The 23777-nt window shown below is 71.1% G+C and carries 20 protein-coding genes and 1 tRNA gene; 14 read left to right on the top strand and 7 right to left on the bottom strand.

Features of this window, described 5'->3' with window-relative positions:
- Positions 1 to 9 precede the first annotated feature (9 nt).
- Positions 10 to 948 (top strand): ROK family protein, encoded by a 939-nt coding sequence (locus tag QO011_RS23905; protein ID WP_307277506.1) that lies wholly within the window; start codon positions 10 to 12, stop codon positions 946 to 948.
- A gap of 357 nt (positions 949 to 1305) precedes the next feature.
- Here the strand turns inward: QO011_RS23905 and QO011_RS23900 are convergent.
- A tRNA-Met gene (locus QO011_RS23900) sits at positions 1306 to 1382 on the bottom strand.
- A 52-nt stretch (positions 1383 to 1434) separates the two neighbouring features.
- Entirely contained in the window at positions 1435 to 2223 is a 789-nt protein-coding gene (locus QO011_RS23895; RefSeq protein ID WP_307277504.1) for an inositol monophosphatase family protein, read from the bottom strand.
- A 268-nt stretch (positions 2224 to 2491) separates the two neighbouring features.
- Here QO011_RS23895 and QO011_RS23890 point away from each other — a divergent pair, with 268 nt between their 5' ends.
- Entirely contained in the window at positions 2492 to 4249 is a 1758-nt protein-coding gene (locus QO011_RS23890; protein ID WP_307277501.1) for a PEP-utilizing enzyme, read from the top strand.
- A gap of 24 nt (positions 4250 to 4273) precedes the next feature.
- On the opposite strand, the gene QO011_RS23885 is transcribed toward QO011_RS23890, so the two are convergent.
- Entirely contained in the window at positions 4274 to 6100 is a 1827-nt protein-coding gene (locus QO011_RS23885) for a bifunctional diguanylate cyclase/phosphodiesterase (protein WP_307277499.1), read from the bottom strand.
- 320 nt (positions 6101 to 6420) lie between these two features.
- Here QO011_RS23885 and QO011_RS23880 point away from each other — a divergent pair, with 320 nt between their 5' ends.
- The 6 genes from QO011_RS23880 to QO011_RS23855 all read left to right on the top strand — a co-directional run bounded on the left by QO011_RS23880 (position 6421) and on the right by QO011_RS23855 (position 13042).
- Positions 6421 to 8136 carry a DEAD/DEAH box helicase gene (locus QO011_RS23880; RefSeq protein WP_307277496.1) on the top strand — a complete coding sequence of 572 codons (1716 nt, stop codon included), beginning with the start codon at positions 6421 to 6423 and terminating at the stop codon, positions 8134 to 8136.
- Between the two features lie 346 nt (positions 8137 to 8482).
- On the top strand, positions 8483 to 9688 hold the full coding sequence (gene tuf, locus QO011_RS23875; RefSeq protein WP_307277494.1) for an elongation factor Tu: 1206 nt from the start codon (positions 8483 to 8485) through the stop codon (positions 9686 to 9688).
- 94 nt (positions 9689 to 9782) lie between these two features.
- Positions 9783 to 10205 (top strand): acyl-CoA thioesterase, encoded by a 423-nt coding sequence (locus tag QO011_RS23870; RefSeq protein ID WP_307277492.1) that lies wholly within the window; start codon positions 9783 to 9785, stop codon positions 10203 to 10205.
- Between the two features lie 143 nt (positions 10206 to 10348).
- Positions 10349 to 11365 (top strand): Lnb N-terminal periplasmic domain-containing protein, encoded by a 1017-nt coding sequence (locus tag QO011_RS23865; protein ID WP_307277490.1) that lies wholly within the window; start codon positions 10349 to 10351, stop codon positions 11363 to 11365.
- 98 nt (positions 11366 to 11463) lie between these two features.
- A complete protein-coding gene (locus tag QO011_RS23860) occupies positions 11464 to 11871 on the top strand; it encodes a carboxymuconolactone decarboxylase family protein (protein ID WP_307277487.1) in 408 nt (135 codons plus the stop codon).
- Between the two features lie 157 nt (positions 11872 to 12028).
- Positions 12029 to 13042: a M23 family metallopeptidase gene (locus QO011_RS23855; RefSeq protein WP_307277484.1), complete on the top strand. Its 1014-nt coding sequence runs from the start codon at positions 12029 to 12031 to the stop codon at positions 13040 to 13042.
- A 6-nt stretch (positions 13043 to 13048) separates the two neighbouring features.
- Here QO011_RS23855 and QO011_RS23850 read toward each other — a convergent pair whose 3' ends face one another.
- The 4 genes from QO011_RS23850 to QO011_RS23835 all read right to left on the bottom strand — a co-directional run bounded on the left by QO011_RS23850 (position 13049) and on the right by QO011_RS23835 (position 16987).
- A complete protein-coding gene (locus tag QO011_RS23850; RefSeq protein ID WP_307277481.1) occupies positions 13049 to 14107 on the bottom strand; it encodes a D-TA family PLP-dependent enzyme in 1059 nt (352 codons plus the stop codon).
- A 4-nt stretch (positions 14108 to 14111) separates the two neighbouring features.
- A complete protein-coding gene (locus tag QO011_RS23845) occupies positions 14112 to 14987 on the bottom strand; it encodes a MurR/RpiR family transcriptional regulator (RefSeq protein WP_307277478.1) in 876 nt (291 codons plus the stop codon).
- A gap of 139 nt (positions 14988 to 15126) precedes the next feature.
- The gene (locus QO011_RS23840) at positions 15127 to 16194 is read right to left on the bottom strand and encodes an ABC transporter ATP-binding protein (protein ID WP_307277476.1); all 1068 of its coding nucleotides are present in this window, start codon (positions 16192 to 16194) and stop codon (positions 15127 to 15129) included.
- Between the two features lies 1 nt (position 16195).
- Positions 16196 to 16987, bottom strand: a complete 792-nt coding sequence (locus QO011_RS23835; RefSeq protein ID WP_307277474.1) for an SDR family oxidoreductase — start codon at positions 16985 to 16987, stop codon at positions 16196 to 16198.
- A 269-nt stretch (positions 16988 to 17256) separates the two neighbouring features.
- On the opposite strand from QO011_RS23835, the gene QO011_RS23830 reads away from it, so the two are divergent.
- From QO011_RS23830 to QO011_RS23805, 6 genes are all read left to right on the top strand, one after another.
- A complete protein-coding gene (locus QO011_RS23830; protein WP_307277470.1) occupies positions 17257 to 18495 on the top strand; it encodes an ABC transporter substrate-binding protein in 1239 nt (412 codons plus the stop codon).
- 114 nt (positions 18496 to 18609) lie between these two features.
- A complete protein-coding gene (locus QO011_RS23825) occupies positions 18610 to 19479 on the top strand; it encodes a carbohydrate ABC transporter permease (RefSeq protein ID WP_307277469.1) in 870 nt (289 codons plus the stop codon).
- On the top strand, positions 19476 to 20303 hold the full coding sequence (locus QO011_RS23820) for a carbohydrate ABC transporter permease (RefSeq protein WP_307277468.1): 828 nt from the start codon (positions 19476 to 19478) through the stop codon (positions 20301 to 20303). Before QO011_RS23825 ends, QO011_RS23820 begins: the two co-directional genes overlap by 4 nt.
- A 64-nt stretch (positions 20304 to 20367) precedes the next feature.
- Entirely contained in the window at positions 20368 to 21843 is a 1476-nt protein-coding gene (locus QO011_RS23815; protein WP_307277465.1) for a M81 family metallopeptidase, read from the top strand.
- A gap of 89 nt (positions 21844 to 21932) precedes the next feature.
- Entirely contained in the window at positions 21933 to 23162 is a 1230-nt protein-coding gene (locus QO011_RS23810) for an AAA family ATPase (protein ID WP_307277462.1), read from the top strand.
- Positions 23159 to 23725, top strand: coding sequence for an RloB domain-containing protein (locus tag QO011_RS23805; protein WP_307277459.1), 567 nt, complete (start codon positions 23159 to 23161; stop codon positions 23723 to 23725). The genes QO011_RS23810 and QO011_RS23805 overlap by 4 nt, the downstream gene beginning before the upstream one ends.
- Positions 23726 to 23777 lie beyond the last annotated feature (52 nt).

Raw genomic sequence — 23777 nt, 5'->3', positions numbered from 1 at the left:
GCCCGCGGGATGGCGCATGCCAGGAGCCATATCGGCATCGATCTCGGCGGCACGCATGTGCGCTGCGCCCGCGTCGATGCGCAAGGACGCATCCTCGCGGCCGAGCGGCGGCAGACGTCGCAGGCCGGGCCGGAGGCGGTCATGCGCCAGATGGCGGATCTGGTCGGGCGGCTGCGCGAGCCAGGAACCCGGGGCGTCGGCATCGGCGTGCCCGGCGCCATCGACGCCGCCACCGGGACGGTGCTCAACATTCCCGCGCTGGCGGGCTGGGGCCATGTTCCGCTGGCCGAGGCGGTGTCGCGGGCGTCGGGCCTGCCCTGCCTTCTCGAAAATGATGCCAAGGCCGCCGCCCTCGGCGAATGGCGCGCGGGCGCCGGCCGTGGCTGCGACAATCTTGCCTATGTCACCGTCGGGACCGGCATCGGCGGCGGGATGATCGTCGACGGACGCCTCATCCGGGGGATCGGCGGCCTCGCGGGCGAGGTCGGCCACACCCATGTGACCGACTCCTCCGAGCCATGCGCCTGCGGGCGCTACGGCTGCTGGCAGGCGGTGGCCTCCGGCACGGCGCTGGCCGGCAGGGCGCGGGCGGCCGTCGCCGCCGAGCCTTCGTCCCGCATCGCCGTCCTGGCGGGAGGGGAGGCCGTCACGGCCTTCCACGTGGCGCAGGCCGCGCGCGAGGGCGACGAACGCGCGCTGGCGCTGCTGGCGGACTTCGCGCGCCTTCTCGGCATGGGCTTCGCCAACGTGCAGCACTGCTATTCGCCGAGCCGGATCATCATGGGGGGAGGGATGTCCGCCCTCTTCGACCTCCTGCAGGCGGACATGGCCTCGGCCCTGCGCGCAGGCCTGCTGGCCGGCTTCCCGCCCGCCGAGATCCTTGCCGCCGAGCTCGGCGACGATGCGGGATTGGTGGGAGCCGCGATGATCGCGGCGGAGATCGAATAGAGCCTCATCCGGCTAGCAGAGCTCCTCGAAGGCGTCTGAGAAGGCCGATCGGATTGATTGCGGCATCGTCATCGATGCGGACGAAGGCCGGCGAGGGCTCGACACGGAGCTTGCGGCCCTTCATCGGCTCGCTGACCATCACAGCGAAGCGCGAGGAGGCGATCGACTTCTCGGCGCCGTATGGAACGTTCTGCTACGGCTTCGCGACATCGAAGGCAAGCTGCCATCCGATGACACGATCATCTCTCTCGACAATGAGACGGCGACGAACGGCGCCCTCGCCGAGATCAAGGCAGGCCTGACGCCTCCCGAGGAGCAGGACATCCCCGAACCGGGCACGCGCAGTGTGGGGAGGAATGGTAGCGAGGAGTGGACTCGAACCACCGACACGCGGATTATGATTCCGCTGCTCTAACCAGCTGAGCTACCCCGCCACGTCGCCGCAAGTGCGAACGGCCGGCGTTATGGATCGGGCGAAGGGCGGTGTCAAGCCTTGGCGAGGGTGGTGAGGATGCCCTTGTGGATCGCCTCGTTGCCGGCGACGACGTCGCCGCTCGCCAGCATGGTGTCGCCGCCGCGGGGATCGCTGACGAAGCCGCCGGCCTCGCGCACCAGCACGATGCCGGCGGCGATGTCCCAGGAGGAGAGCCAGCGCTCCACCAGCCCGTCGAAGCGGCCGGCGGCGACATAGGCGAGCTCCAGGGCGACGGAGCCCATGTGGCGCACGCCGGCGACGCGGGCCATCACCGCCCCGACATCGGCGAGGTTGGTGGCATGGTTGCCGCGGCCGATCTGCATGACCGCGGCGCAGACCAGCGCCTCCGCCATCAGGCGGCGGCCGGAGACGCGGATGCGGCGGTCGTTGTGGAAGGCGCCGGCGCCGCGCTCGGCCACGAACAGGTCCTCGGTCGCCGGGTTGTAGACGACGCCGGCCACCAGCACGCCGTCGCGCTCCAGGGCGACGGAGGTGGAGAAGAACGGCAGGCCGTGCAGGAAGTTGGTGGTGCCGTCGAGCGGGTCGATGTGCCAGCGATGGGTCTTGTCCGAACCCTCGATCACGCCGCCTTCCTCCATCACGAAGCCGTAGCCCGGGCGCGCCTTGTCCAGCTCCTGGTGCAGCACGCGCTCGGCCTTCTTGTCGGCGATCGAGACGAAATCCCCCGGCCCCTTGGCCGAGACCTGCAGGTTCTCCACCTCGCCGAAGTCGCGCTTGAGGCCTTTGCCGGCCTTGAGCACGGCGTTGACCATCACGTTCATCAGGGGTGAGCGCAGCATCGGGGCATCTCTGGCGGGTTCGGTTGCGGGCAAAGACGACGATGCGCGGGCAAGGTCAAGAGGGGAGGCGCTGCCGGGCGGCGATTGCCGCGCCGTCGGCGCGGTCCGCCCTGTGCGGGAACGCACGCCCGGGCGGGGGGCTGCCGGGCTAGAAGGCCGCGTCGCTGCTGCCGCAGCGACACCCTGCCGACAGGACATGCCGCATGCCGCCAGACCCGCCCCCCGCGCCCCGCCAGGCCGCGCTTGCGCATCGCGGCGGATCGTCGTCGTGAGCGGGGAGCGCCGGCGCGGGCTGGCGCGTGCGCCGGCGGAGGACGCCGCCCTGCCGATCCCCGACGCAGCCGTCACGGTGCTCGACGATTCCGGCATGGCGGGCAGCTATCCCGGCTGCGTCACGCCGCTGACCCAGAGCTTCGCCCTGCGGATGCGCTCCAGCGCCTGGCGCAGCGTGCTGCGGGCCGCCGGCGTGCCCGAGACCGGCATCGCCGCCCATGCCGAGCTGTTCGAGGCCTTGATCGGGCGCGTCGATGGGCGGCTCTACGACAACCTCATCAGCTGGTACCGCGCCCTGGCGCTGCTGCCCGGCTTCGCCGCCACCCGCGGCACCATGGACGCCGTGCTGGGGCTCGACAGGCCGCTGCCCCCGGAGATCGTCGCGGCCATCGGCGCGCGCCGCCCGGGCCGCGGCCTTGCCGGGCTCGTCGACCGGGCGCGGCTGGTGCGGCCCGGCCTGCGTCTGCTCGGGCGGGCGCTCCTCCTGCGCCGCACCGTCGCGGCTTTCCGGGCGCGGATCGACGCCGCGCTCGCCCACCATGCCGATGAGCTTCAGTCGATGCCGCTCTCGGCGCTGGCCCACGAGTATCGGCGGATCGAGGCGGACCTCATCGAGCGCTGGGACGCGCCGCCGCTCAACGCCGTGCTGTGCGTGATCGGGGTGAGCGCCTCGCGCCGGCTGCTCGGCCGCTGGGCCGGGGCGGCGGGCCTCGCCCGGCACCAGGAGATCCTGCTCGGGCGGGACGGCGGCCTTGCGGCCGAGCCGGCGAGGCGCATCCGGCGGATGGCGGCGATGGTCGCCGGCGATGCCGTGCTGATCGCGCGCCTGGCGGCGGGCGATCGGGCTGCGCCCGCCAGGCATCCGGGGCTGGCGCGCGAGATCGCGGCCTATCTCGCACGCTTCGCCGATCGCTGCCCCGCAGAGCTCAAGCTGGAGAGCGTGCCGCTGGACGAGGATCCGCGACCCCTGCTCGCCGCGATCGCCGCCGCCGCGCGACGGCCTGCGCCGGACCCGGCGAACGGCGTGGCGGATCTCGAGGCGCTGTTCGCCGGCCGGCCGCTGCGCCGCCTGCTGGGCGCCGGCCTCATGGCCTGGGTGAAGGCGCGGCTCGACGAACGCGAGATCCTGCGCTGGGAGCACGCCCGCCTGGTCGGGCGCATCCGCAAGCTCGTCCTGGCGATCGGCGGGCAGCTCCATGCCCACGGCCTCATCGCCGGGCCGCGCGACGTGCTGTTCCTCACCCTGCCCGAGATCATGGGCGCCATCCGCGGCAGCGGCGCCACGGCGGACCTTCGCGGGCTCGTCGCGGTCCGGCGGGCGGACATGGCCGCCGCATCGGCGCGGCCCGATCCGCCGCGGCGGCTGATCGTCCGCGGCGCCGTGGCGGGCGGATCGATGCCGCCGACGCTCGGCCTCGCTGCGGCGCCGGCCGGGCCGGAGCGCATCGGCCAGCCCGGTTCGCCCGGCCTGGTGCGCGGCCGGGCGCGGCTGGCGGGCGAGCGGGGAGAGGCGCTGCAGCCCGGCGAGATCCTGGTGGCGCGCCATGCCGATCCGGGCTGGCTCGCCGCCTTCGCCACGGCCTCGGCCGTCGTGGCCGAGCGCGGCGGCCCGTTCTCGCCCACGGCCATGGCAGCGCGGGCCTTCGGCATTCCCTGCGTGCTCGGCCTCGAAGGCGCCACGCAATGGCTGCGCTCCGGCGACATGCTGGAGGTGGACGGCGCCGCCGGCCTGGTGCGCAAGCTGCAGGGCTGAGGAGGCGCCGGGAAATCCGGCTCCTCACCCCGCAAGGGCGGCTCGGCGCGGCGCCACGTCGTCGAGGTCGGTGACATGGGCCTGGTCGCGGCCATTGGCCTTGGCGCGATAGAGCGCGGCGTCGGCGGCCTCGAACAGCACGCCGGCATCGTCGCCGACCGGGACGATGGTGGCGATGCCGACACTGACGGTGACGACCCCCTTGGGGCCGGCGGCGTTGGGCAGGCCGGCGGCGCGGACCGCCCGGCAGATGCGCTCGCCGACGCGCAGCGCTCCGTCGCTCGGCGTGTCCGGCAGGATCGCCACGAACTCCTCGCCGCCGAAGCGGGCACAGATGTCGTCCGTGCGAGCCACGGTGGCATCGATCAGGCGGGCGACGGCGGCCAGGCACCGGTCGCCCTCGGCATGGCCATAGGTGTCGTTGTAGGCCTTGAAATGGTCGAGGTCGACGATCATCAGCGACAGCGCCTGGCCGGTCCGGGCCGCGTGCTGCCAGGCGGCCCGGCGCAGCTCGCTGAACTTGTGGCGGTTGGGCAGGCCGGTCAGCGCGTCGGTCGTCGCCACCGCCTCCAGCTGCTGCTCGCGCAGCCAGCGCAGGGTGATGTCGCGCGCCGTCCCGACGATGAGCGGCGTGCCGTCCCGCGCCGCGGTGCGGCTCGGCTTCAGCCGCACATCCAGCCAGCGGTGGCCGCCCTCCGCGTCGCGCACGCGCAGGATGCAGCCGGCGCTCGCCTCCCCGGCGGCGATGGCGGCCACGGCGGTCTCGTACCCGGCCTTGTCGTTGGGATGGATCCGGCCGCACCAGTCGATCCCGGCCAGGGCGGCGGCAGGTACGCCGAGGAGGTCGGCCGCGGCCGGCGAAACGAAGCGTCCCGAGCCGTCGGACCGGATGACGAACATCATGTCGCCCGACTGGGCGGCGACGAGCTCGTAGATCTCCGCAGCGATGGCGTCGCGGTGCTGCAGCCGGCGGCGCTCGTCGCCGAGGGCGGCGACCACGAGGGCGGCGGCGAAGGCCGAGAGCAGGAAGGCTTGGGCAAGCGCCACGGCGGCGGGGGCGCCGACCGCCATGGCGGCGAAGGGCCCCCGGCCGGCCAGGGTGAAGCCGAGCACCAGCAGCGTCGCGATCGCCGTTCCCGCCGCCAGGCCGGCGGAGCCGTGGCGGAAGGCGAGGGCGATCAGCGCGAGCGGCAGCACCAGCACCGGCAGCACCGCGCCCTGGCCGGCGACGGCGGCGGCGAGCGCCGCGAAACCGGCCAGGGCGGCGAGGGCCTCGCCCGCCCGGTCCGGACGCCAGCGGGCGAGGGCGGCAGGCGCGAGCCGCAGCAGCGCCGGCACCAGGATCGCGGCGCCGAGGGCATCGCCGAGCCACCAGGCGCCGAAGATCGCCGGGGCGCCGGCAGCCGGCGGCGCGGATGCAGCGGTCAGCACCAGGAACAGGCCCCAGAGCGCGTCGACCGCCGGCACCAGGACGATGGCGATCACGGCGAAGCGAGCCCAGGCGGCGAGGTCGTCGGCGCGGCCCTCCAGCCACGTCCCGTCGCGCTGGAGCAGGTGGGCCGCGGCGAGGCTCAGCAGGGCGGCGGACACGCCCGATCCGATGGCCAGCGGCATGGCATCGCCATATCGCGCCATGACCACGGCATGGACGAGGGCGAAGGCGGGAACGAGAGCGCGCCAGCGAGCCCGCGGCGTCAGCAGCAGCGCGCCGATCTCGAGGCCCGGCGCGAGGCGCAGGCCGACGATGCCCTGGCCGGAGAAGGCGAAGCCCGCGACGAGCGCCAGGGCGAGCGCGGCCGACCATGCCAGGACTGTTGAAAGCGTGAGCTGCCAGCGGGCATTCACGGCCATCTACGCATACTCCGCACCGCGGCGCACTGCGCGGCAGGCCTGCGCCCCGCCCGTGCACGCGCTCTTCGTCACTTTGGCCGGCAAATTGCTGGGGGTCGGTTAACCCGATCGCGACAATTCGAGCGAATCGGCCGGATGGTGCTGAGGCGGCAGGGTTTTGTCCGGGTGGGTGGCGCGCCGCGACGAAACGCTCTATGAGCAGGGCCGATCGCGGCGGCGAAACTCTGCTGAAACTTTGAAAGTCTGCAGGATTTCCGAGGCCGCCCCGTCGGCGGAGTTCGGAAATCCTGCTTCGCCCGGCGCCCAAACGAGGCTTCGACGTGACCTTCCTGCCCAGTCTTCACCCGGCGCTGTCCCAGGCGCTGGCCGAGCGCAACTATAGCGAGGCGACGCCCGTCCAGGCCGCGGTGCTGGAGGCAGCGCCCGAGCGCGATCTCCTGGTCTCGGCGCAGACCGGCTCCGGCAAGACGGTCGCCTATGGCCTGGCGATCGGCTCCGATCTGCTCGGCGAGGCGCAGGCTTTCGCCCCGGCCGGCGCGCCGCAGGCCCTGGTGGTGGCGCCGACCCGCGAGCTGGCGCTGCAGGTGCAGCGCGAGCTCGCCTGGCTCTATGCCGCCGCCGGAGGGCGGGTGGTTGCCTGCGTCGGCGGCATGGACCCGCGCCGTGAGCAGCGGGCGCTCGCCGAGGGCGCGCATGTCGTCGTCGGCACGCCGGGGCGCCTGCGCGATCACCTGGAGCGCGGCGCGCTCAAGGTCGGGGCGCTCGAGGCCGTGGTGCTCGACGAGGCCGACGAGATGCTCGACATGGGCTTTCGCGAGGACCTGGAGTTCATCCTCGAGGCGACGCCGCCCGAGCGGCGCACGCTGCTGTTCTCGGCGACCCTGCCCAAGGGCATCGTGGCGCTCGCCCGTCGCTACCAGCGCGAGGCGCAGCGCATCGCCGTCGCGGGCGACGAGCGCGGCCATGCCGACATCGAATACCGCGCCCTGCGCGTGCACGGGCAGGAGGTGGAGCGCGCGGTGGTCAACGTGCTGCGCTTCGTCGAGGCGCCGGGCGCGATCGTGTTCTGCAACACGCGCGAGGCCGTGCGCCACCTGCAGGCGACGCTCGTCGAGCGCGGCTTTTCCGCGGTGGCGCTGTCGGGCGAGCTCGGCCAGCACGAGCGCAACCAGGCGCTGCAGGCCCTGCGCGACGGCCGCGCCCGGGTCTGCGTCGCCACCGACGTGGCGGCGCGCGGCATCGACCTGCCCAATCTCGCCCTGGTGATCCACGCCGATCTTCCGCACGACGCCGAGGCGCTGCAGCACCGCAGCGGCCGCACCGGCCGGGCCGGCCGCAAGGGGGTGAGCGTCGTCCTCGCCTCGCCGTCGAAGCGCCGCCGGGCCGAACGGCTGCTGGCCGAGGCGGGCATCCGCGTCGACTGGACCGCGGCGCCGGGCGCCGAGGAGATCCGCCGGCTCGATCAGGAGCGGCTGCTGGTCGACCCGCTGCTGACGGAGGCGGCGAGCGAGGACGACCTCGCCACGGCCCGCGCCCTGCTGGCCCGGCGACCGGCCGAGGAGATCGCCGCGGCGCTGGTCAGGGTCTATCGCGCGCAGCACCCTCTGCCGGAGGAAATCGGCGATCCCGGCGCCGGCCGTGAGGTGGGGGAGGGGCGCGGGCCCCGGCCGCGTGAGCACCGGGAGGACGAGCCGGCCCGCGGGGAGGGCGGCTCCGTCTGGTTCCGCCTCGCCGTCGGGCGCCGCAACAATGCCGATCCGCGCTGGCTCCTGCCGATGCTCTGCCGGCGCGGCGGCGTCGAGCGGCAGGACATCGGCGCCATCCGCATCTTCGAGCGCGAGACCAAGTTCGAGGTGATGGCCGGCGCCGCCGAGCGCTTCGTCGAGGCCGTCCGCGCCGGCGGCGAGGGCAAGGAGGGGCGCATCGAGCCGGCCGTCGCGCCGCCTGGCCCCCGCGACCACAAGGGGCCGCGCGGACCGCACAAGGGCGTGCCGGGCAGCCCGAAGCGCTTCGGGAAACCGACCAGGAAAGCCTGAAGAGCCGGAGGCGAGGCACCCGGCCGGGACCTCCGGCCAGGGCTGCCGACGCCGGCGGCCGTCCTGTTGTGGCTACCCTTGCCTTTCACCGGCCGATCCGCTACACGCACGCTCCGTTCTCCACGCCGAAAGGGCGCCTGACCATGCGGCTGTCGCAGCGCATATCGCTGTCGATCACCGGGGACCTCGATTCCCCGGCCGCATTCGCTCTGCCTCGAGCCTGAACGCCCGTCTGTCCTGACGCAGCCTTCGAAGCCCGACCGCAGAAGCGGTCTCGGGCACCGGACGGCTCCCGTGGTGTCGATATCGCTCAAGATCCGCTCGGGAGCCTGCCAGGAGAAGTCCTATGGCGAAGGAGAAGTTTCATCGCGTCCTGCCCCATTGCAACGTGGGCACGATCGGCCATGTCGACCACGGCAAGACCACGCTGACGGCGGCGCTGACGCGCGTCTCGGCCGACCGCGGCTGGAGCCGCTTCGTGTCCTATCGCGAGGTGGCGAAGGCCTCGGCCGCCCAGGGCACGCGCGATGCCACGAAGATCCTGACCATCGCCGCCGGCCATGTCGAGTTCGCGACGGCCAACCGGCACTATGCCCATGTCGACTGCCCCGGCCACGCCGACTACGTGAAGACCATGATCACCGGCGCGGCGCAGATGGACGGGGCGATCCTGGTGGTCTCGGCGCTGGACGGGCCAATGCCGCAGACGCGCGAGCACATCCTGCTGGCGCGCCAGATCGGCGTGCCCCGCATCGTCGTGTTCGTCAACAAGGTCGATGCGGCCGCCGACGAGATGCTCGTCGACCTGGTCGAGCTCGAGACGCGGGACCTGCTGACCCGGCACGGCTATGACGGGGCGGCGACGCCCTTCGTGCGGGGCTCGGCCATGAAGGCGCTGGCGGGCGAGACGGGGCCGCTGGCGGACGAGGCGATCATCCGCCTGTTCGAGGCGCTGGACAGCCATATCGCGCTGCCCGAGCGGCCGAAGGACCGGCCCTTCCTGATGCCGGTGGAGGGCGTGCACGCCATTCCCGGCCGCGGCACGGTCGTCACCGGCCTTGTCGAGCGCGGCATCGTGCGGGCGGGCGACGAGGTCGAGATCGTCGGCCTCGGCGAGCCGCGGCGCACGGTGGTGACCTCGGTGGAGACCTTCCAGAAGGTGCTCGACCAGGGCATCGCCGGCGACAATGTCGGCTGCCTGCTGCGCGGGGTCGAGCGCCGGCTGGTCGAGCGCGGCCAGGTGCTGGCCGCGCCCGGCAGCCTCAGGGCGCATCGGCGCTTCGAGGCGGAGGCCCGGATCCTGTCGGCCGACGAGGGCGGGCGCCGCACGCCGTTCTTCGGCAACTACCGTCCGCAGTTCTACTTCCGGACGACGGACGTGATGGGTGCGATCGAGCTCGGCGCCGAGCGCGATCGGGTGATGCCGGGCGAGACCGCGGCCTTCACCGTCGCGCTCGGCAAGCCGGTGGCCCTGGAGGCGAATGCGCGTTTCGCCATTCGCGAGGGCAACCGCACCATCGGTTCGGGCATCGTCACCCGGATCGTGGAGTGAGGCGGGGGGCGGGCTTCGGCCCGCCCTCCATGATGTCCGGCGCGGCGATTTCTGCTTTGATGCGCCGCAGCGAATGACGGCATCGGAGCAGGCCTTGCGCGAATCCCCGCCCACGATCGACGGCTTTCCCTGGCGCACGCAGCACGAGCTGCGCTTCCAGGACATGGACCGGCTCGGCCACGTCAACAACGGCGCCTTCGCCTCGCTGATGGAGAGCAACCGCGCCGCGCTGCTGTTCGACCCCGGCCTCGGCTTTCCCGCGCAGGCCGGCTTCTCCCTCGCCCGTTTCGAGATCGACTATTTCCGCGAGCTGCGCTGGCCCGGCCGGGTCGAGGCGGCGAGCGGTGTGGAGCAGATCGGCACCACATCGATCCGCCTGCGCCACGCGCTGTTCGGCGCGGGGGCCTGCGTCGCTGCGGCGCGGGCGGTGATCGTGGTCATCGACCTCGGCACCCGCCGGCCGATGCCGATCCCGGAGGCGGGCCGGGAGGGGCTCCAACGCTGGCGGATCGGGTAGGGCGGCGGTTGTCATGGGGACGGCACGTCCCGAGGCGAGGTTGAAGAACGATCGAATCGAAGCGACACGGGAACCTCTCTCCCATCTGGGAGTGGGGTTTCCCCATATCGGCAATGGTCGGGAACTGCCTGGGAGAGTGCGGAATGCGCCGAGCCGTCGAGGTCGCCCTTGTCATCCTCCTGGCGCTCGCCGTCGCCCTGCTGTCCGCCTGGGGGGCGCTCGCCCTGTGGTACCGCCTGCCGGCACCGGAGCCGGTGCGGGCGCTCGCGGCCGGGGCCTTCGCCCTGCTCGGCCTCGGCGTCATCGCTCTGCTCTTCGGCGCCTGGCGCTGGCCGGCGCTGCTCGGCTTCGCCGCCGTCTTCGCCATGCTGCTCGTCTGGTGGTCGACGATCGAGCCGCCGGCCGCGGCGGACTGGGCCCCCGATGTCGCCCGCCAGGTCACCGGCACGCTCGACGGCGACATGCTGACCCTGACCAATGTCCGCGCCTTCGCCTGGCGCACGGGCGATGAGGCCGAGGAGCATTGGGAGACGCGCCGCTACGACCTCGCCGGGCTCCGCACCCTCGACCTCTTCCTGTCCTACTGGGACGGGCCGCAGATGGCGCATCTGATCCTGAGCTTCGGCTTCGAGGGCGGCGAGCAGCTCGCCTGGTCGATCGAGGTGCGCCGCAGCCGGGGCGGCGCTTTCTCGCCGATCGCCGACCTGTTCAAGAGCAACCCGCTCGTCATCGTCGCCGCCGAGGAGCGCGACGTGGTCGGCGTGCGCTCCAACCTGCGCGGCGAGGACGTGCAGCTCTACCGCCTGGCGGTGCCGCCGGCGGCGATCCGCGCCCTGCTGCTCGAATATGTCGCCGACGCCAACGCCCTCGCGGCCACCCCGCAATTCTACAATTCCCTGACGTCGAACTGCACCACGGTGGTGGTCAAGATGATGCACGCGGTCGGCGCCTCGGTGCCGTTCGACTGGCGCCTGATCGTCAACGGCTATCTGCCCGGCTACGCCTATGACCGCGGCGTGCTCGACACCAGCCTGCCCCTGGCGGAGTTGCGGGCCCGGGCGCATATCGACGAGCGCGCGCGGGCCGGCGGGCTCGGGCCGGATTTCTCGCAGCGCATCCGGGCCGGCGTGCCGTCTCCGAGCGGGGTGCCGGCGCCGTAGGCCGGTCCCGGGCCGTTGCGAAGCGGGGCGGCGGGCCCGAAGATGGCGGCGGGGCCGGACGCGGCCCCGATCGCGTTCATCGGGAAGGGACGGCTGACATGGCGACGGTGAAGCTCTGGAGCGATGCCGAGGTCGAGCGGGACGCGCGGGTCAAGGCGGTGTTCGACGACATCCGCGCCACGCGCAAATCCGACTTCGTCAACAATTTCTGGCGCGGGCTGGCGCATGACGCGGCGCTGCTGGAGCGCACCTGGGCCTCGCTCAAGGCGGTGATGGTGGCGCCGGGCGCGCTCGATCCCCTGACCAAGGAGCTCGTCTACATCGCCGTCTCCACCGTCAACGGCTGCTCCTACTGCGTCCATTCCCATACCGCCGCCGCCCGCGCCAAGGGCTTGACCGACGCCCAGCACGGCGAGTTCCTGGCGGTGGTCGGCATGGCGTCGCAGACCAATGCCCTGGTCACGGCGATGCAGATTCCGGTCGATCCGGAGTTTCAGGTGGGGTGAGGGCGCGCTGCAACGGCGCCGCGGGAAGCAATGCAGCCACGAGATCGCCGGTTCCGCGAGCAAGGCTCGGCAGGGTGAGCCTGCCGTCGTTTTTCTTCCGTAACGTCATCGGCTCAGGCTATAAGGACTGCAGCGGCATTGACGGGGCGGAGGCAGGATGTCTGGACGGACAGCGCGGCTCCTCGGCCTGGCCCTGGCTGCCATCGGCCTCTGCGCCTTCGAGTCCAAGCCGCCGGGCCTCGGATTGCCGCTCGATTGCACGGTGGGGCAGACCTGCTTCGTCCAGCAATATGTCGACCACGACCCCGGGCCGGGCGTGCTCGACTATCGCTGCGGGGCCCAGACCTATGACGGCCATGACGGCGTCGACATCCGCCTGCTCTCCGCCAGGGCGGCCGAGGCCGGGGTGCGGGTGCTGGCGCCGATGGCGGGACGGATCAAGGCGCTGCGCAACGACATGCCCGACCATCTCGTCGCGACCGAGGCGGACCGGGCTGCCGTCGCCAGGCGCGAATGCGGCAACGGCGTCGTTCTGACAGGCCCGGACGGCTGGGAGGTGCAGCTCTGCCACATGCGGCAGGGCAGCGTCTCGGTGCGCGTCGGCGACGAGGTCGCGGCCGGCGCGCCGCTCGGCCTGGTCGGTTCTTCCGGCATGGCCGCCTTCGCCCATGTGCACATGACCGTCCGGCGTGCCGGCACGGTGCTCGACCCTTTCACCGCCGGCCCCATGGCCGACAAGCCGGCCTGCCCCGCCGGGCCGGCGGCCGCTTCGTTGTGGAGCGCGGCGGCGGCAGCCCAGCTCGCCTATCGCGACGGCGCGATCATCGAGACGGGCTTTGCCGCCGCGCCGGTCTCGCCGGGCGAGCTGGAGCTGCGCGGCGGCGCCGTCGACGGTCCGGCCTCGGCGAGTCCCGCCCTGATCTTCTATGGCCGCTTCATCAATCTGAAGGCCGGTGACCGGGTGCGCCTGACGCTGACCGGTCCGGCCGGGTTCGCAGCCTCGACCCTTTCCGATCCCCTGGAGCGTAGCAAGGCGACCTATGTCTCCTTCGTCGGCAAGAAGCGCACCCAGCCGGCCTGGCCGGCCGGGCGCTATCTCGGCCGCGTCGAGATCGTGCGGGACGGACAGGTGGCGGAGAGCCGTGAAGGCGCCTACGAGCTGAGGGGGTGAGGCGCCTCAGTCCACCCGCCCCCGCGCATCGACCTTCGCCGTCTCCACGACGTCGTCGCCGCGCACCAGCACGACGCGGTCGAACAGGTTCGACACCACGCAGGCATGGTTAGGCACGATGCGCAGGCGCTCGCCGATGGCGGGCCTGGCCGGGCAGGCGGAGAGGTCGATGGTGCCGTGCTCCTCGCTGAGGCCGGTGATGACGGCCTCGGGATAGCCGAGCACCAGGCCGTAGCCGTCCATGCCGAGCGTGTCGCTGGTCAGCGTCTTGGAGCCGGCATCGATGATGGCGCGGGTCTCGGTCGGGCGGCTGACCACGGTGGCGAGCACGGTCAGCGCGCAATCCGCCAGGCTGCCGACGCCCTTGGCCACCTGGTAGCGGTCGAGATAGATATAGGTGCCCGGCCGGTACTCGGTCACGACAGCGGCGGCGTCGGCGGCGTGCCACATGTCCGGCGTGCCGCCGCTGGACACGATGGCGGGCGGCAGGCCGGCCTCGCTCAGCAGCGCCTTCGCCTCGGCGAGCCAGGCTGCGGCGGCCTGGGCCTTGCCGGCGGCGGGATAGGTCATCAGCCCGGCGAAGCGCAGGCCCGGCGCGGCGGCGATGGTCCGCGCCAGCGCCAGGGCGTCGGCCGGCGCCTGCACGCCGCAGCGGCCCATGCCGGTGTCGCATTCGACCAGCACGGCGAGCGGGGCGCCGGCATCGGTGAAGGTCGCGGCGAGGCCGGCGACGGTGACGGCGCTGTCGGCGGTCACGGACAGGCGAACCCGCCCGGCCAGCGCCTTCAGCCGGGCGAGCTTGGCCTGGCCGAGGATGTTGTAAGGCAGGAAGATATCGGTCAGCCCGGCATCGGCCATCACTTCGGCCTCGCCGAGCTTCTGGCAGGTGATGCCGACCGCGCCGATCTCGACCTGGCGGCGGGCGAAGCGCGCCAGCTTGTGGGTCTTGATGTGCGGGCGCAGGGCGAGGCGGTGCGCATCGGCATAGGCCTGGGCGCGCTGCAGGTTCTGCTCGACAAGGGTGAGGTCGATCAGGACGGCGGGCGTCTCGACGGCGGCGAACATGGGATCAGTCTCCGAGCGGCAGATGCTGGGCGTTGCGCTTGACCAGCGCCTGGTGGTGGCGGATGCGCCGCATGCGCTCGACCGCCGGGGCGCCGATGCGCTCGGCCACCACCATGGCCAGCATGTCGGTGAGGGCGAGCAGGGCGTAGCGGGCGGGCGAGGGGCGGTAGATGTTGGTGCCCTCGTCGACACGGAAGGGCAGCACCAGCCGGGCGGCGGCGGCGAGCGGCGAGCCCGGCGCGGTGACGGCGATGGTGTGCGCGCCGTAATGGCCGGCGATGGTGACGGCCTCGACCAGCGGCCGCACCTCGCCCGAGACGGAATAGGCGAGGATGACGGTGCCGGCGTCGGCCGCCGCCGCGGTCATGCGCTGCATCTCGCCGTCGCTGCAGGCCGAGACCATCAGGCCGAGCCGGAACAGGCGGTTCTCCATCTCGACCGCGGCGAGCGAGGAGGTGCCGCCGGAGCCGTAGGCGCGCACCATGCGCGCCGCAGCCAGGATGCGGCCGGCCTCGGCGAGATCGGCGGCGTCGATGCCGGCGCAGACCATCTCGATGGCGCCGCAGGCGCCGGCGGCGATGGTGTCGGGGATGCGGCCGTCGCGCCCCTCGGCCGGGGCGGCGAGGTAGCGGCCCGCCATGGCGACGGCCTGCGCCAGGCGCACCTTGAAGTCGCGCAGCCCGTCGCAGCCGAGCGCCCGGCAGAAGCGGGTGACCGTCGGCTCGCTCACCTCCGCCCGGGCGGCGAGGCGGGCGATGGCGGCATGGGTGGCGAAGTCCGGATCGGCCAGGATGGTGGCGGCGACGCGCTGGTCGGAGCGGCTGCCCTGCTCGGCGATCTCCCGCAGGCGCGCGACGATATCGAGGGGCGGGGCGGGCATGGGGGTCAGGCGGGGCGGGAGGCGGAGGCGTCGGGAGCCGTTCGATGGGCGCGGCGTTCGCGCGGATAGCCGGGACAAGCCCGGCCATGAGGATCCCGCACAGGCCTCCGACGCGATCTTCCTCCCATCTCAGCCGCCCTCACAACCTCACGCCGGTCTCGGCGTCGAACACGTGGACATGGGCGGGGTCGGCGGTGAGGGGCAGGACGTCGCCGGGGGCGAGGGCGAGGCGCTCGCGGAAGACGCAGCGCACCGGGGTATCGGCGATGGCGCCGAAGAGATGGGTCTCCGCGCCGGTCGGCTCGATCACCTCGACCCGGTAGGGAAAGCCCGCGCCGGCCTCGGCGAGGCGGTAGTGCTCCGGCCGGATGCCGACCTCGACCGCCTGGCCCGAGGCGGCCGCGGTCTCGCCGACCGGCAGGGTGAAGCCGGCCCGGGTGCGCAGGCGCGGGGCGCCGTCGCCGCGCTCCAGCACGCCCGGGATGAAGCTCATCGCCGGCGAGCCGAGGAAGCCGGCGACGAAGCGGTTGGCCGGCTGGTCGTAGAGCTCGAGCGGCGAGCCGACCTGCTCGACCCGGCCGCCGTTCATCACCACGATGCGGTCGGCCATGGTCATGGCCTCGATCTGGTCGTGGGTGACGTAGACGATGGTGGTCTTCAGCGCCTGGTGCAGCGCCTTGATCTCGGTGCGCATCTGCACGCGCAGCTTGGCGTCGAGGTTCGACAGGGGCTCGTCGAACAGGAACAGGTCGGGCTCGCGCACGATCGAGCGGCCCATGGCGACGCGCTGGCGCTGGCCGCCGGAGAGCTGGCGCGGCAGGCGGGCGAGATAGTCGCCGAGATTGAGGGTCCCGGCCGCCTTCTGCACCTTGGCCTCGATGACGGCCGGCGCCTCGCGGCGGATGCGCGGGCCGAAGCCGACATTGCGCCGCACGTCCATGTGCGGGAACAGGGCGTAGCTCTGGAACACCATGGAGATGTTGCGCTGCTGCGGCGGCAGGGCGTTGGCGAGGCGCGCGCCGATCCACATCTCGCCGGCGGAGATGTCGTCGAGCCCGGCGATCATGCGCAGCAGCGTGGACTTGCCGCAGCCGGAGGGGCCGACCAGCACCACGAACTCGCCGTCGGCGACGGTGAGGTCGATGCCATGCAGCACCTGGGTGGCGCCGTAGGCCTTGACCAGCTTGCGGATCGACAGGGCCGCCATCTCAGGCACCTCCGAGGACGTCGTCGACGAAGCGCAGGTTGCCGGCCGTCAGCCCGGCATCGACCGGCAGCACCGCCCCGGTGATGCCGGAGGCGGCCGGGGAGGCGAGGAAGCGCACCGTCTGCGCCACCTCCTCAGGCGTCACCATCCGCCGCAGCGGATAGTGCGGCAGCACCCGGTCGGCGATCGCCGGGTCGCGGGCGAAGCGGTGGTCCCAGGCCGGCGTGCGCACCGAGCCGGGGCACACGACATTGGCGCGAACGCCGTTGCGGCCGCGCTCGACCGCGATCGCCTTTGCATAGGCGATGAGGCCGGCCTTGGCGGCGGAATAGGCGGGGTTGCCGTAATGGGCGAGGCCGTTGACGGAGGCGACGAAGACCACCGCCCCGCCGCCCCGCGCGGCCATGGCCGCGACGATCGGCGCGGCGAGATGGAAGGCGCCGGAGAGGTTGATGGCGAGCTCGCGCTCCCACACCGCGCCGTCGACCTGGCCCAGGGTCTCGGCGCGGGTGTAGCCGGCATTGCTGACCAGGATATCGGGCGGCCCGGCCTCGGCGAGGAAGCGCGTCGCGGCGGCGTTGGCGGCCGCGGCGTCGGCGAGGTCGAACACCAGGCGCTGGGCGAGGTCGAGCTCCGCCAGCGGGGCGGCCTCGCGGTCGGCGCCCGACACGGTGGCGCCGGCGGCGCGGAAGGCCGCCACCAGGGCCCGGCCGATGCCGCCGCCCGCGCCGGTGATCAGCGCGTGCCGCCCGTCGAGGCGGAAAGGGTCTGGCGGGGCGTCGCGCTCGGTCATCGCGGCATCGCTGGCTGCTGGGTCGAAGGCGGAGTGAAGGACCGCTCGTGAAAAAAAGCAACATGGAATCGACCTTCCCGGCCGTAAATTTCCCGCTTGCAAGAAATTAAATTACAGAGAACAGTATCGGGACCCTCCGCCTTCCGCCCCGGCGGCGAGCGTGGGGGCAATGTGCACGGATGCTCGCGCGGGGCCTTTCCGGCTGCGCGGTGCCTTCTCAAACAACCGTTCCGTGCCGCCGCCGTCGCAAACAGAAGGGCCGCATCGCCATGACATTCGGACGAACCAACCTCCTTCTCCTGGCCGGGGCCGGCCTGCTCGCGCTCGGCGCCGCCGCGCAGGCGGGCACGGTCCGCGTCACCATCGCCGAATATTCCAAGGGCACCGGCCCCTATTTCGAGGCGGCGGCCAAGGCCTTCGAGGCGGCCAATCCCGGCACCAAGATCCAGATCGAGGTGGTGCCCTGGGACAACCTGCAGCAGAAGCTGACTACCGACATTTCCGCCGGCGCCAATGCCGATCTGTCGATCATCGGCACGCGCTGGCTGCTCGACTATGTCAGCCAGGGCGTCGTCGCCCCGCTCGACGGCTATGTCACGCCCGAGTTCAAGGCGCGCTTCATCGACACGTTCCTGTCGCCCTCGGTCATGGACGGCAAGGTCTACGGCCTGCCGATCGCCGCCTCGGCCCGCGCCATGTACTACAACAAGGACATCTTCGCGAAGGCGGGCATCGCCGAGCCGCCCAAGACCTGGGCCGAGTTCCAGGCGGATGCCGCCAAGATCAAGGCCCTGGGCGGAGAAACCTACGCCTTCGGCCTGCAGGGCAAGGAAATCGAGACCGACGTCTATTTCTACTACGGCATGTGGTCCTATGGCGGCGAGATCGTCAAGGACGGCAAGTCGGGCCTGTCCGGCCCGGCGGCGCTGGATGCGGCCAAGCTCTACAAGAGCTTCATCGACGGCGGCCTGACCCAGCCCGGCGTCACCTCCTACTCGCGCGAGGACGTGCAGAACCTGTTCAAGCAGGGCAAGGTCGCCACCGTCATCACCGCGCCCTTCCTGTCCGGCCAGATCAAGAAGGAAGCGCCGAACCTCAAATACGGCGTGGCGCCGATCCCGGCCGGCCCGAACGGCGACCAGGGCACCTACGGCGTCACCGATTCCATCGTGCTGTTCGACAATTCCAAGGTGAAGGACGAGGCCTGGAAGTTCCTCGACTTCCTCTTCACCACCGAGCAGCGCACTGCCTTCGACAAGGTGGAAGGCTTCCTGCCCGTCAACGCCAAGGAAGCGGCCGACCCGATGTTCGCCGACGATCCCGACCTCAAGGTCTTCGCCTCGCTCCTGCCCAAGGCGCGCTTCGCCCCGGTCATCCCGGGCTGGGAGGAAATCGCCCAGGAAACCTCCAACGCGCTGCAGAAGATCTATCTCGGCAAGCCCGACGACATCGAGGCGACGCTGAAGGACGCCGCCGCCAAGGCCGACGCCGTGCTGACGAAGAAATAGCGGGACGCGAGAAACCCCTCTCCCAGTTGGGAGAGGGGAACGTGCTGCCTCGGTGACGCGCCCAGCGACCATCCTCGAGCGCATGACATCCCCCAGCCCCGCCGCCGAGCCTCGATGGCACGCACTCCCGCCCCCTATGTCCTGATCCTGCCGAGCTTCCTGCTCGCCGCGCTGGTCGTGCTGATGCCGCTCTACGAGATCGGCGCCCTGGCCGTGCACGACGTCAACCGCTTCGGCATCATGCGCGGCTTCATCGGCCTGGAGCATTTCCGGGCTGTCTTCGCCGATCCCGACTTCATCGCGGCGCTGTGGCGCACGCTGGTGTGGACCGCGGCGGTGGTGCTCGGCACGCTCGTCGTCTCCGTGCCGATCGCGCTGATCCTCAACGAGGACTTCTACGGCCGGGGCCTTGCCCGCATCATCGTCATGCTGCCCTGGGCGGTGTCGCTGACCATGACGGCGATCGTCTGGCGCTGGGCCCTGAACGGGGAGAGCGGCATGCTCAATTCCGGCCTGCGCGGCCTCGGCCTGATGGACGCCAACATCCAGTGGCTGGCCGAGGCGACGACCGCCTTCCCCATGCAGGTCCTGATCGGCATCCTGGTGTCGATCCCGTTCACGACCACGATCTTCCTCGGCGGCCTGTCCTCGGTGCCGGAGGACCTCTACGACGCCGCGGCGATCGAGGGCGCCGGGCGCTGGGACCAGTTCCGGCTGATCACCCTGCCGCTGCTGCGCCCCTTCCTCAACATCGCCTTCGTGCTCAACACGATCTACGTCTTCAACTCCTTCCCGATCATCTGGGCGACGACGCAGGGCGGCCCCGCCAATTCCACCGACATCCTGGTGACCTACCTCTACAAGCTCGGCTTTCGCATCGGCAAGCTCGGCGAGGCGGCGGCGGTGTCGCTGATCATGTTCGCCATCCTGCTGGTCTTCACCCTGATCTATGTCCGGCTGGCGATGCGCGAGGAGGCCCGATGAAGCGCAGGAAGCTGGTCCGCTCGGTGATCTTCTGGCTGCTGCTCTCGCCCGTCGTCGCGGCGGTGCTCTTTCCCTTCGCGGTGATGCTCATCACCGCGCTGAAGCCGGCGACCGAGGTGCTCGACCCGACCTGGTGGCCGCGCGAGATCGCCTGGCGCAACTTCACCGAGATGTGGGAGAGCGCGGGCTTCGGCGCGGCGCTGGTCAACTCGCTCTACGTCTCGGTGCTGACCACGCTCGGCACCATCCTGGTGTCGATCCCGGCCGCCTATGCCTTGAGCCGCTACGACTTCACCGGGCGCGGCGCCTTCCGCCAGTTCCTTCTGATCTCGCAGATGCTGTCGCCGATCGTGCTCGTCATCGGCCTGTTCCGCCTCGTCGCCGGCGTCGGCCTGATCGACAGCCTCAACGTCCTCACCCTGGTCTATGTCGCCTTCAACATCGCCTTCTGCGTCTGGATGCTGCAGAGCTATTTCGCCACCATCCCGCGCGACCTCGAGGAGGCTGCCTGGATGGAGGGGGCGAGCCGCTGGCGCACCCTCTTCGCCGTGTTCCTGCCGCTGGCGGTGCCGGCCATGGTGGTGGCGGCGATCTTCACCTTCATCAATGCCTGGAACGAGTTCGTCATCGCCCTGACCATGCTGCGCACCCAGGGCAGCTACACGCTGCCGATCCAGGTGTTCTCGCTGGTCGCCGGCCGCTACACCGTCGACTGGCACTATGTGATGGCCGCCGCCGTGGTGGCCTCGGTTCCGGTTGCCGTGCTCTTCGCCTGGCTGCAGCGCTATCTCGTCCGCGGCCTCGCCCTCGGCGCCGTCAAATAGCGGACGCCGCCGAACCACCCCCCGGGAGCCGGCGCCTCGCCGGCCCGCAACGCAAGACAGCCCCATGCGCATCTTCACCGCCTCCCTCGCCACGGAGACCAACACCTTCTCGCCGGTGCCGACCGACCGCGCCAGCTTCGAGATGGCTTTCTATGCCGGGCCCGGCCAGCACCCGGAGACGCCGACCCTGTGCTCCTCGCCCATGGTGGTGCTGCGCCGCCGGGCACAGGCGGAGGGCTTTACCCTGATCGAGGGCACGGCCACCTGGGCCGAGCCGGGCGGCCTCTTGCAGCGGCAGGCTTATGAGGGCCTGCGCGAGGAGATCCTCGACCAGCTCCGCGCCGCCCTGCCGGTCGACGGCGTGGTGCTCGGCCTGCACGGCGCCATGGTGGCGCAGGGCTATGACGACTGCGAGGGCGACTTCTTGGAGCGGGTGCGCGCGATCGTCGGATCGGACGTGCTGGTCGCCGCCGAGCTCGACCCGCACAGCCACCTGACCGGCAAGCGCGTCGCCAATGCCGACATCCTGGCGGCCTTCCTGGAATTCCCGCACACCGACTTCCTCGAGCGCGGCGAGCACGTGGTCGACCTCGCCCTGCGCACCCTGCGCGGCGAGATCCGGCCGGTCATCTCGACCTTCGACTGCCGGATGATCGACGTCTTCCCCACCAGCCGTGAGCCGATGCGCGGCTTCGTCGACCGCATCAAGGCGATGCAGGGGCAGGACGGCGTGCTCTCGATCTCCCTCATCCACGGCTTCATGGCCGGCGACATGCCGGAGCTCGGCACCCAGATGCTGGTCGTCACCGACAGCGACGCGGCGCGCGGCGCGGCGCTGGCCCGCGCGCTCGGCCTGGAGGTGTTCGCCATGCGCGGGCGCACGGCCATGCCGATGGTCGGCATCGATGCCGGCCTCGACCGGGCGCTGGCCGTCGCCGCCGGCCGGCCGGGCAAGCCGGTGGTGGTCGCCGACGTCTGGGACAATCCGGGCGGGGGCGTCGCCGGCGACGGCACGCTGATCCTGCGCCGCATCCTGGAGCGCGGCATCGGCGGCGTTGCCGTCGCGACGATCTGGGATCCCCTCGCCGTCACCTTCTGCATGGCGGCCGGGGAGGGCGCGCGCTTGCCGCTGCGCTTCGGCGGCAAGGCCGGCCCGGACGGCGGCGCGCCGATCGACGCGGCGGTCGAGGTGGTGCGGGCCGTGCCGGAAGCCTGGCAGAGCTTCGGCGCGAGCCGCGTCACGCTCGGGCCGAGCGCGGTGGTGCGGCTGGAAGGGAGCGACATCGAGGTCATCCTCAACACCAACCGCACCCAGACTTTCGAGCCCGACATCTTCTCCAATCTCGGCATCGACTTCGCAGCGAAGGCCATGCTGCTGGTCAAGTCGACCAACCATTTCCACGCCGGCTTCGCGCCGATCGCCGCCGAGATCGTCTATGTCGACGCCGGCGCGCCCTATCCCTCCAACCCGCGGGTGACGAACTATCGCAAGCTCAGCCGAGAGATCTGGCCGCGGGTGGAGAACCCGCACGGAGGGTGAGGGCGTTGCGGCGAGTTCGTCTCCTCTCTGATTGAAAAACTGACAGTTTTCTGTTGAAGTATGGAGGAGATGCAAATAACCTCAGGGCTATGCTGTATCGGCTTGAGATCGAAAATTTCTATTCGATCCGCGATCTCCAGGTCCTGGATCTGCGGGTGCCGAAGAACGTTGCGGATTTTCCCGAACGCTTCTCCGAGATCTTTCCGGGCTCCGAGGAGCGGGTTGCCAAGGCGATTGCTTTGTTCGGTCCGAACGGGTCGGGCAAATCGACCGTGCTCCGGGCGCTCGCCTTCATTGGCTGGTTCCTGCGCGAGAGCTTTCAATATCAGGGACCCTCTCTTCCCTGCGAGCGCTTCAACGATGCGGGATCGGCCGATCGCCTGATCCGCCTGGCGGTCGAGCTCGGCAGCCCGCTCGATCTTTCCGGCTCTCCCGGGACGGATGCGAAAATCGCGACTGCCGAGAATGTCGGGACTTTCCGTTACGAGCTCCATCTTCAACCCAGGGACGGTGCCATTCGCTCCGTCAGTCACGAAGCCTTGCGTCTGAAGCGCAGGGGTCAAGGCAAATGGCAGAGAGTGTTCGAACGCAGTGGCGACCGTGCGGTGCTGGGCTCGAAGACATTCCCGCTTGCGGGCTTTTCGCAGGTCATCGACAAGATCCGCGAGAACGCGAGCGTCGTCGCGACCTTGGCACTGTTCGACCATCCGGCTTCGAAGGTGATTTCCACGGCGACCGGGGCAATCTTCGGGAACATCCTGATTGATCGCATCGACGCGAGCGACCAGGCCACCGTGCACTATCTCGCGCAGAACCCAGACGTCGTGGTCGAGCTCAACCGCGAGCTTCAGCGCATCGATCTCGGCGTCGAAGGGGTGCACATCGTCCAGACAGCAAATGGCCCCGCGGCGCTGTTCCGACATCAAGGCCTTCATCTCGATATGCCGTGGAGCCTCGAGAGCCACGGCACGCGATCATTCATCCGGACGTTTCCGTTGATCCTGCTCGCGCTCCAGCGTGGTGGGATCGCGATCATCGACGAGCTCGACCAGTCGATCCATCCGCTCGTTTTGCCGGAGATCGTGCGCTGGTTCTACGATCCAAGACGCAACCCGCTGGGCGCGCAGCTCTGGATGTCCTGTCATTCCGCTTCGCTGCTCGACGACCTGGCCAAGGAAGAGGTCGTGTTCTGCGACAAGGATGATCGCGGCCGGTCGCAGGTCTACAGCCTGATGGATGTCGGAGCGGTGCGTCGGACCGACAATCTCTATAAGAAATACCTCGGTGGCGTTTACGGTGCGATCCCTCAGATCGGATGAACAGGCCTCGCCCGATCATTGCCCAGCGCCGGCCCATCTTTTTCGGCTGCGAGGGCGAATCCGAGCAGGCCTATGGACAACTCCTCAATGATCTGCTGCGGGCAGCCGGTCGTTCCGTTCATCTCGAAGTCGTCAATCTCAATCCTGGTGCTGGTGATCCCGTCGCCCGGCTGCGCCGGGCCGGCCAGGAGATCGAGCGCAGGCGTCGGCGACGGTCCGAGTTTGCCGGCAGGGTCATCCTGATGGATTCCGATCAGGTCGATGACAATCACCGGCGCCGCCGGGAGGCGGACCAACTCGCTCGGGAGCTCGACATCGCCATCATCTGGCAGGAGCCTTGCCATGAAGCGTTCCTGCTGCGCCATCTGGAAGGCTATGCCCGACATCGCCCCCTCACGACGCACGCCGCAGGCACGGCTCTGCAGGCAGTCTGGCCACAATATGCCAAGCCGATGACGAAGCTCCAGCTCACGCGGCGCATCGGTCTCGCCGAGGTTCGGCGGGCGGCCGGCGTCGAACCCTCGTTCGCAGTGTTTCTGGGCGGCCTCAAGCTGCTATCCTGACGCCTCGGTCTTTGGCGATGGCGCTCGCCGAGGCAATGCTCGTTCGCCGAGA

Source organism: Labrys wisconsinensis (assembly GCF_030814995.1).
Lineage (GTDB): Bacteria > Pseudomonadota > Alphaproteobacteria > Rhizobiales > Labraceae > Labrys > Labrys wisconsinensis.
Note: the sequence above shows the minus strand (reverse complement) of the source record. Positions and strands in the feature narration are given on the sequence as shown.

Excerpts from the sequence above, each read along its gene's own strand:
- QO011_RS23905 (WP_307277506.1), top strand. The coding sequence starts at position 10 with ATGGCGCATGCCAGGAGCCATATCGGCATCGATCTCGGCGGCACGCAT.
- QO011_RS23895 (WP_307277504.1), bottom strand. The coding sequence starts at position 2,223 with ATGCTGCGCTCACCCCTGATGAACGTGATGGTCAACGCCGTGCTCAAG.
- QO011_RS23885 (WP_307277499.1), bottom strand. The coding sequence starts at position 6,100 with ATGGCCGTGAATGCCCGCTGGCAGCTCACGCTTTCAACAGTCCTGGCA.
- tuf (WP_307277494.1), top strand. The coding sequence starts at position 8,483 with ATGGCGAAGGAGAAGTTTCATCGCGTCCTGCCCCATTGCAACGTGGGC.
- QO011_RS23865 (WP_307277490.1), top strand. The coding sequence starts at position 10,349 with ATGCGCCGAGCCGTCGAGGTCGCCCTTGTCATCCTCCTGGCGCTCGCC.
- QO011_RS23860 (WP_307277487.1), top strand. The coding sequence starts at position 11,464 with ATGGCGACGGTGAAGCTCTGGAGCGATGCCGAGGTCGAGCGGGACGCG.
- QO011_RS23855 (WP_307277484.1), top strand. The coding sequence starts at position 12,029 with ATGTCTGGACGGACAGCGCGGCTCCTCGGCCTGGCCCTGGCTGCCATC.
- QO011_RS23850 (WP_307277481.1), bottom strand. The coding sequence starts at position 14,107 with ATGTTCGCCGCCGTCGAGACGCCCGCCGTCCTGATCGACCTCACCCTT.
- QO011_RS23845 (WP_307277478.1), bottom strand. The coding sequence starts at position 14,987 with ATGCCCGCCCCGCCCCTCGATATCGTCGCGCGCCTGCGGGAGATCGCC.
- QO011_RS23840 (WP_307277476.1), bottom strand. The coding sequence starts at position 16,194 with ATGGCGGCCCTGTCGATCCGCAAGCTGGTCAAGGCCTACGGCGCCACC.
- QO011_RS23835 (WP_307277474.1), bottom strand. The coding sequence starts at position 16,987 with ATGACCGAGCGCGACGCCCCGCCAGACCCTTTCCGCCTCGACGGGCGG.
- QO011_RS23830 (WP_307277470.1), top strand. The coding sequence starts at position 17,257 with ATGACATTCGGACGAACCAACCTCCTTCTCCTGGCCGGGGCCGGCCTG.
- QO011_RS23825 (WP_307277469.1), top strand. The coding sequence starts at position 18,610 with ATGGCACGCACTCCCGCCCCCTATGTCCTGATCCTGCCGAGCTTCCTG.
- QO011_RS23820 (WP_307277468.1), top strand. The coding sequence starts at position 19,476 with ATGAAGCGCAGGAAGCTGGTCCGCTCGGTGATCTTCTGGCTGCTGCTC.
- QO011_RS23815 (WP_307277465.1), top strand. The coding sequence starts at position 20,368 with ATGCGCATCTTCACCGCCTCCCTCGCCACGGAGACCAACACCTTCTCG.
- QO011_RS23810 (WP_307277462.1), top strand. The coding sequence starts at position 21,933 with ATGCTGTATCGGCTTGAGATCGAAAATTTCTATTCGATCCGCGATCTC.
- QO011_RS23805 (WP_307277459.1), top strand. The coding sequence starts at position 23,159 with ATGAACAGGCCTCGCCCGATCATTGCCCAGCGCCGGCCCATCTTTTTC.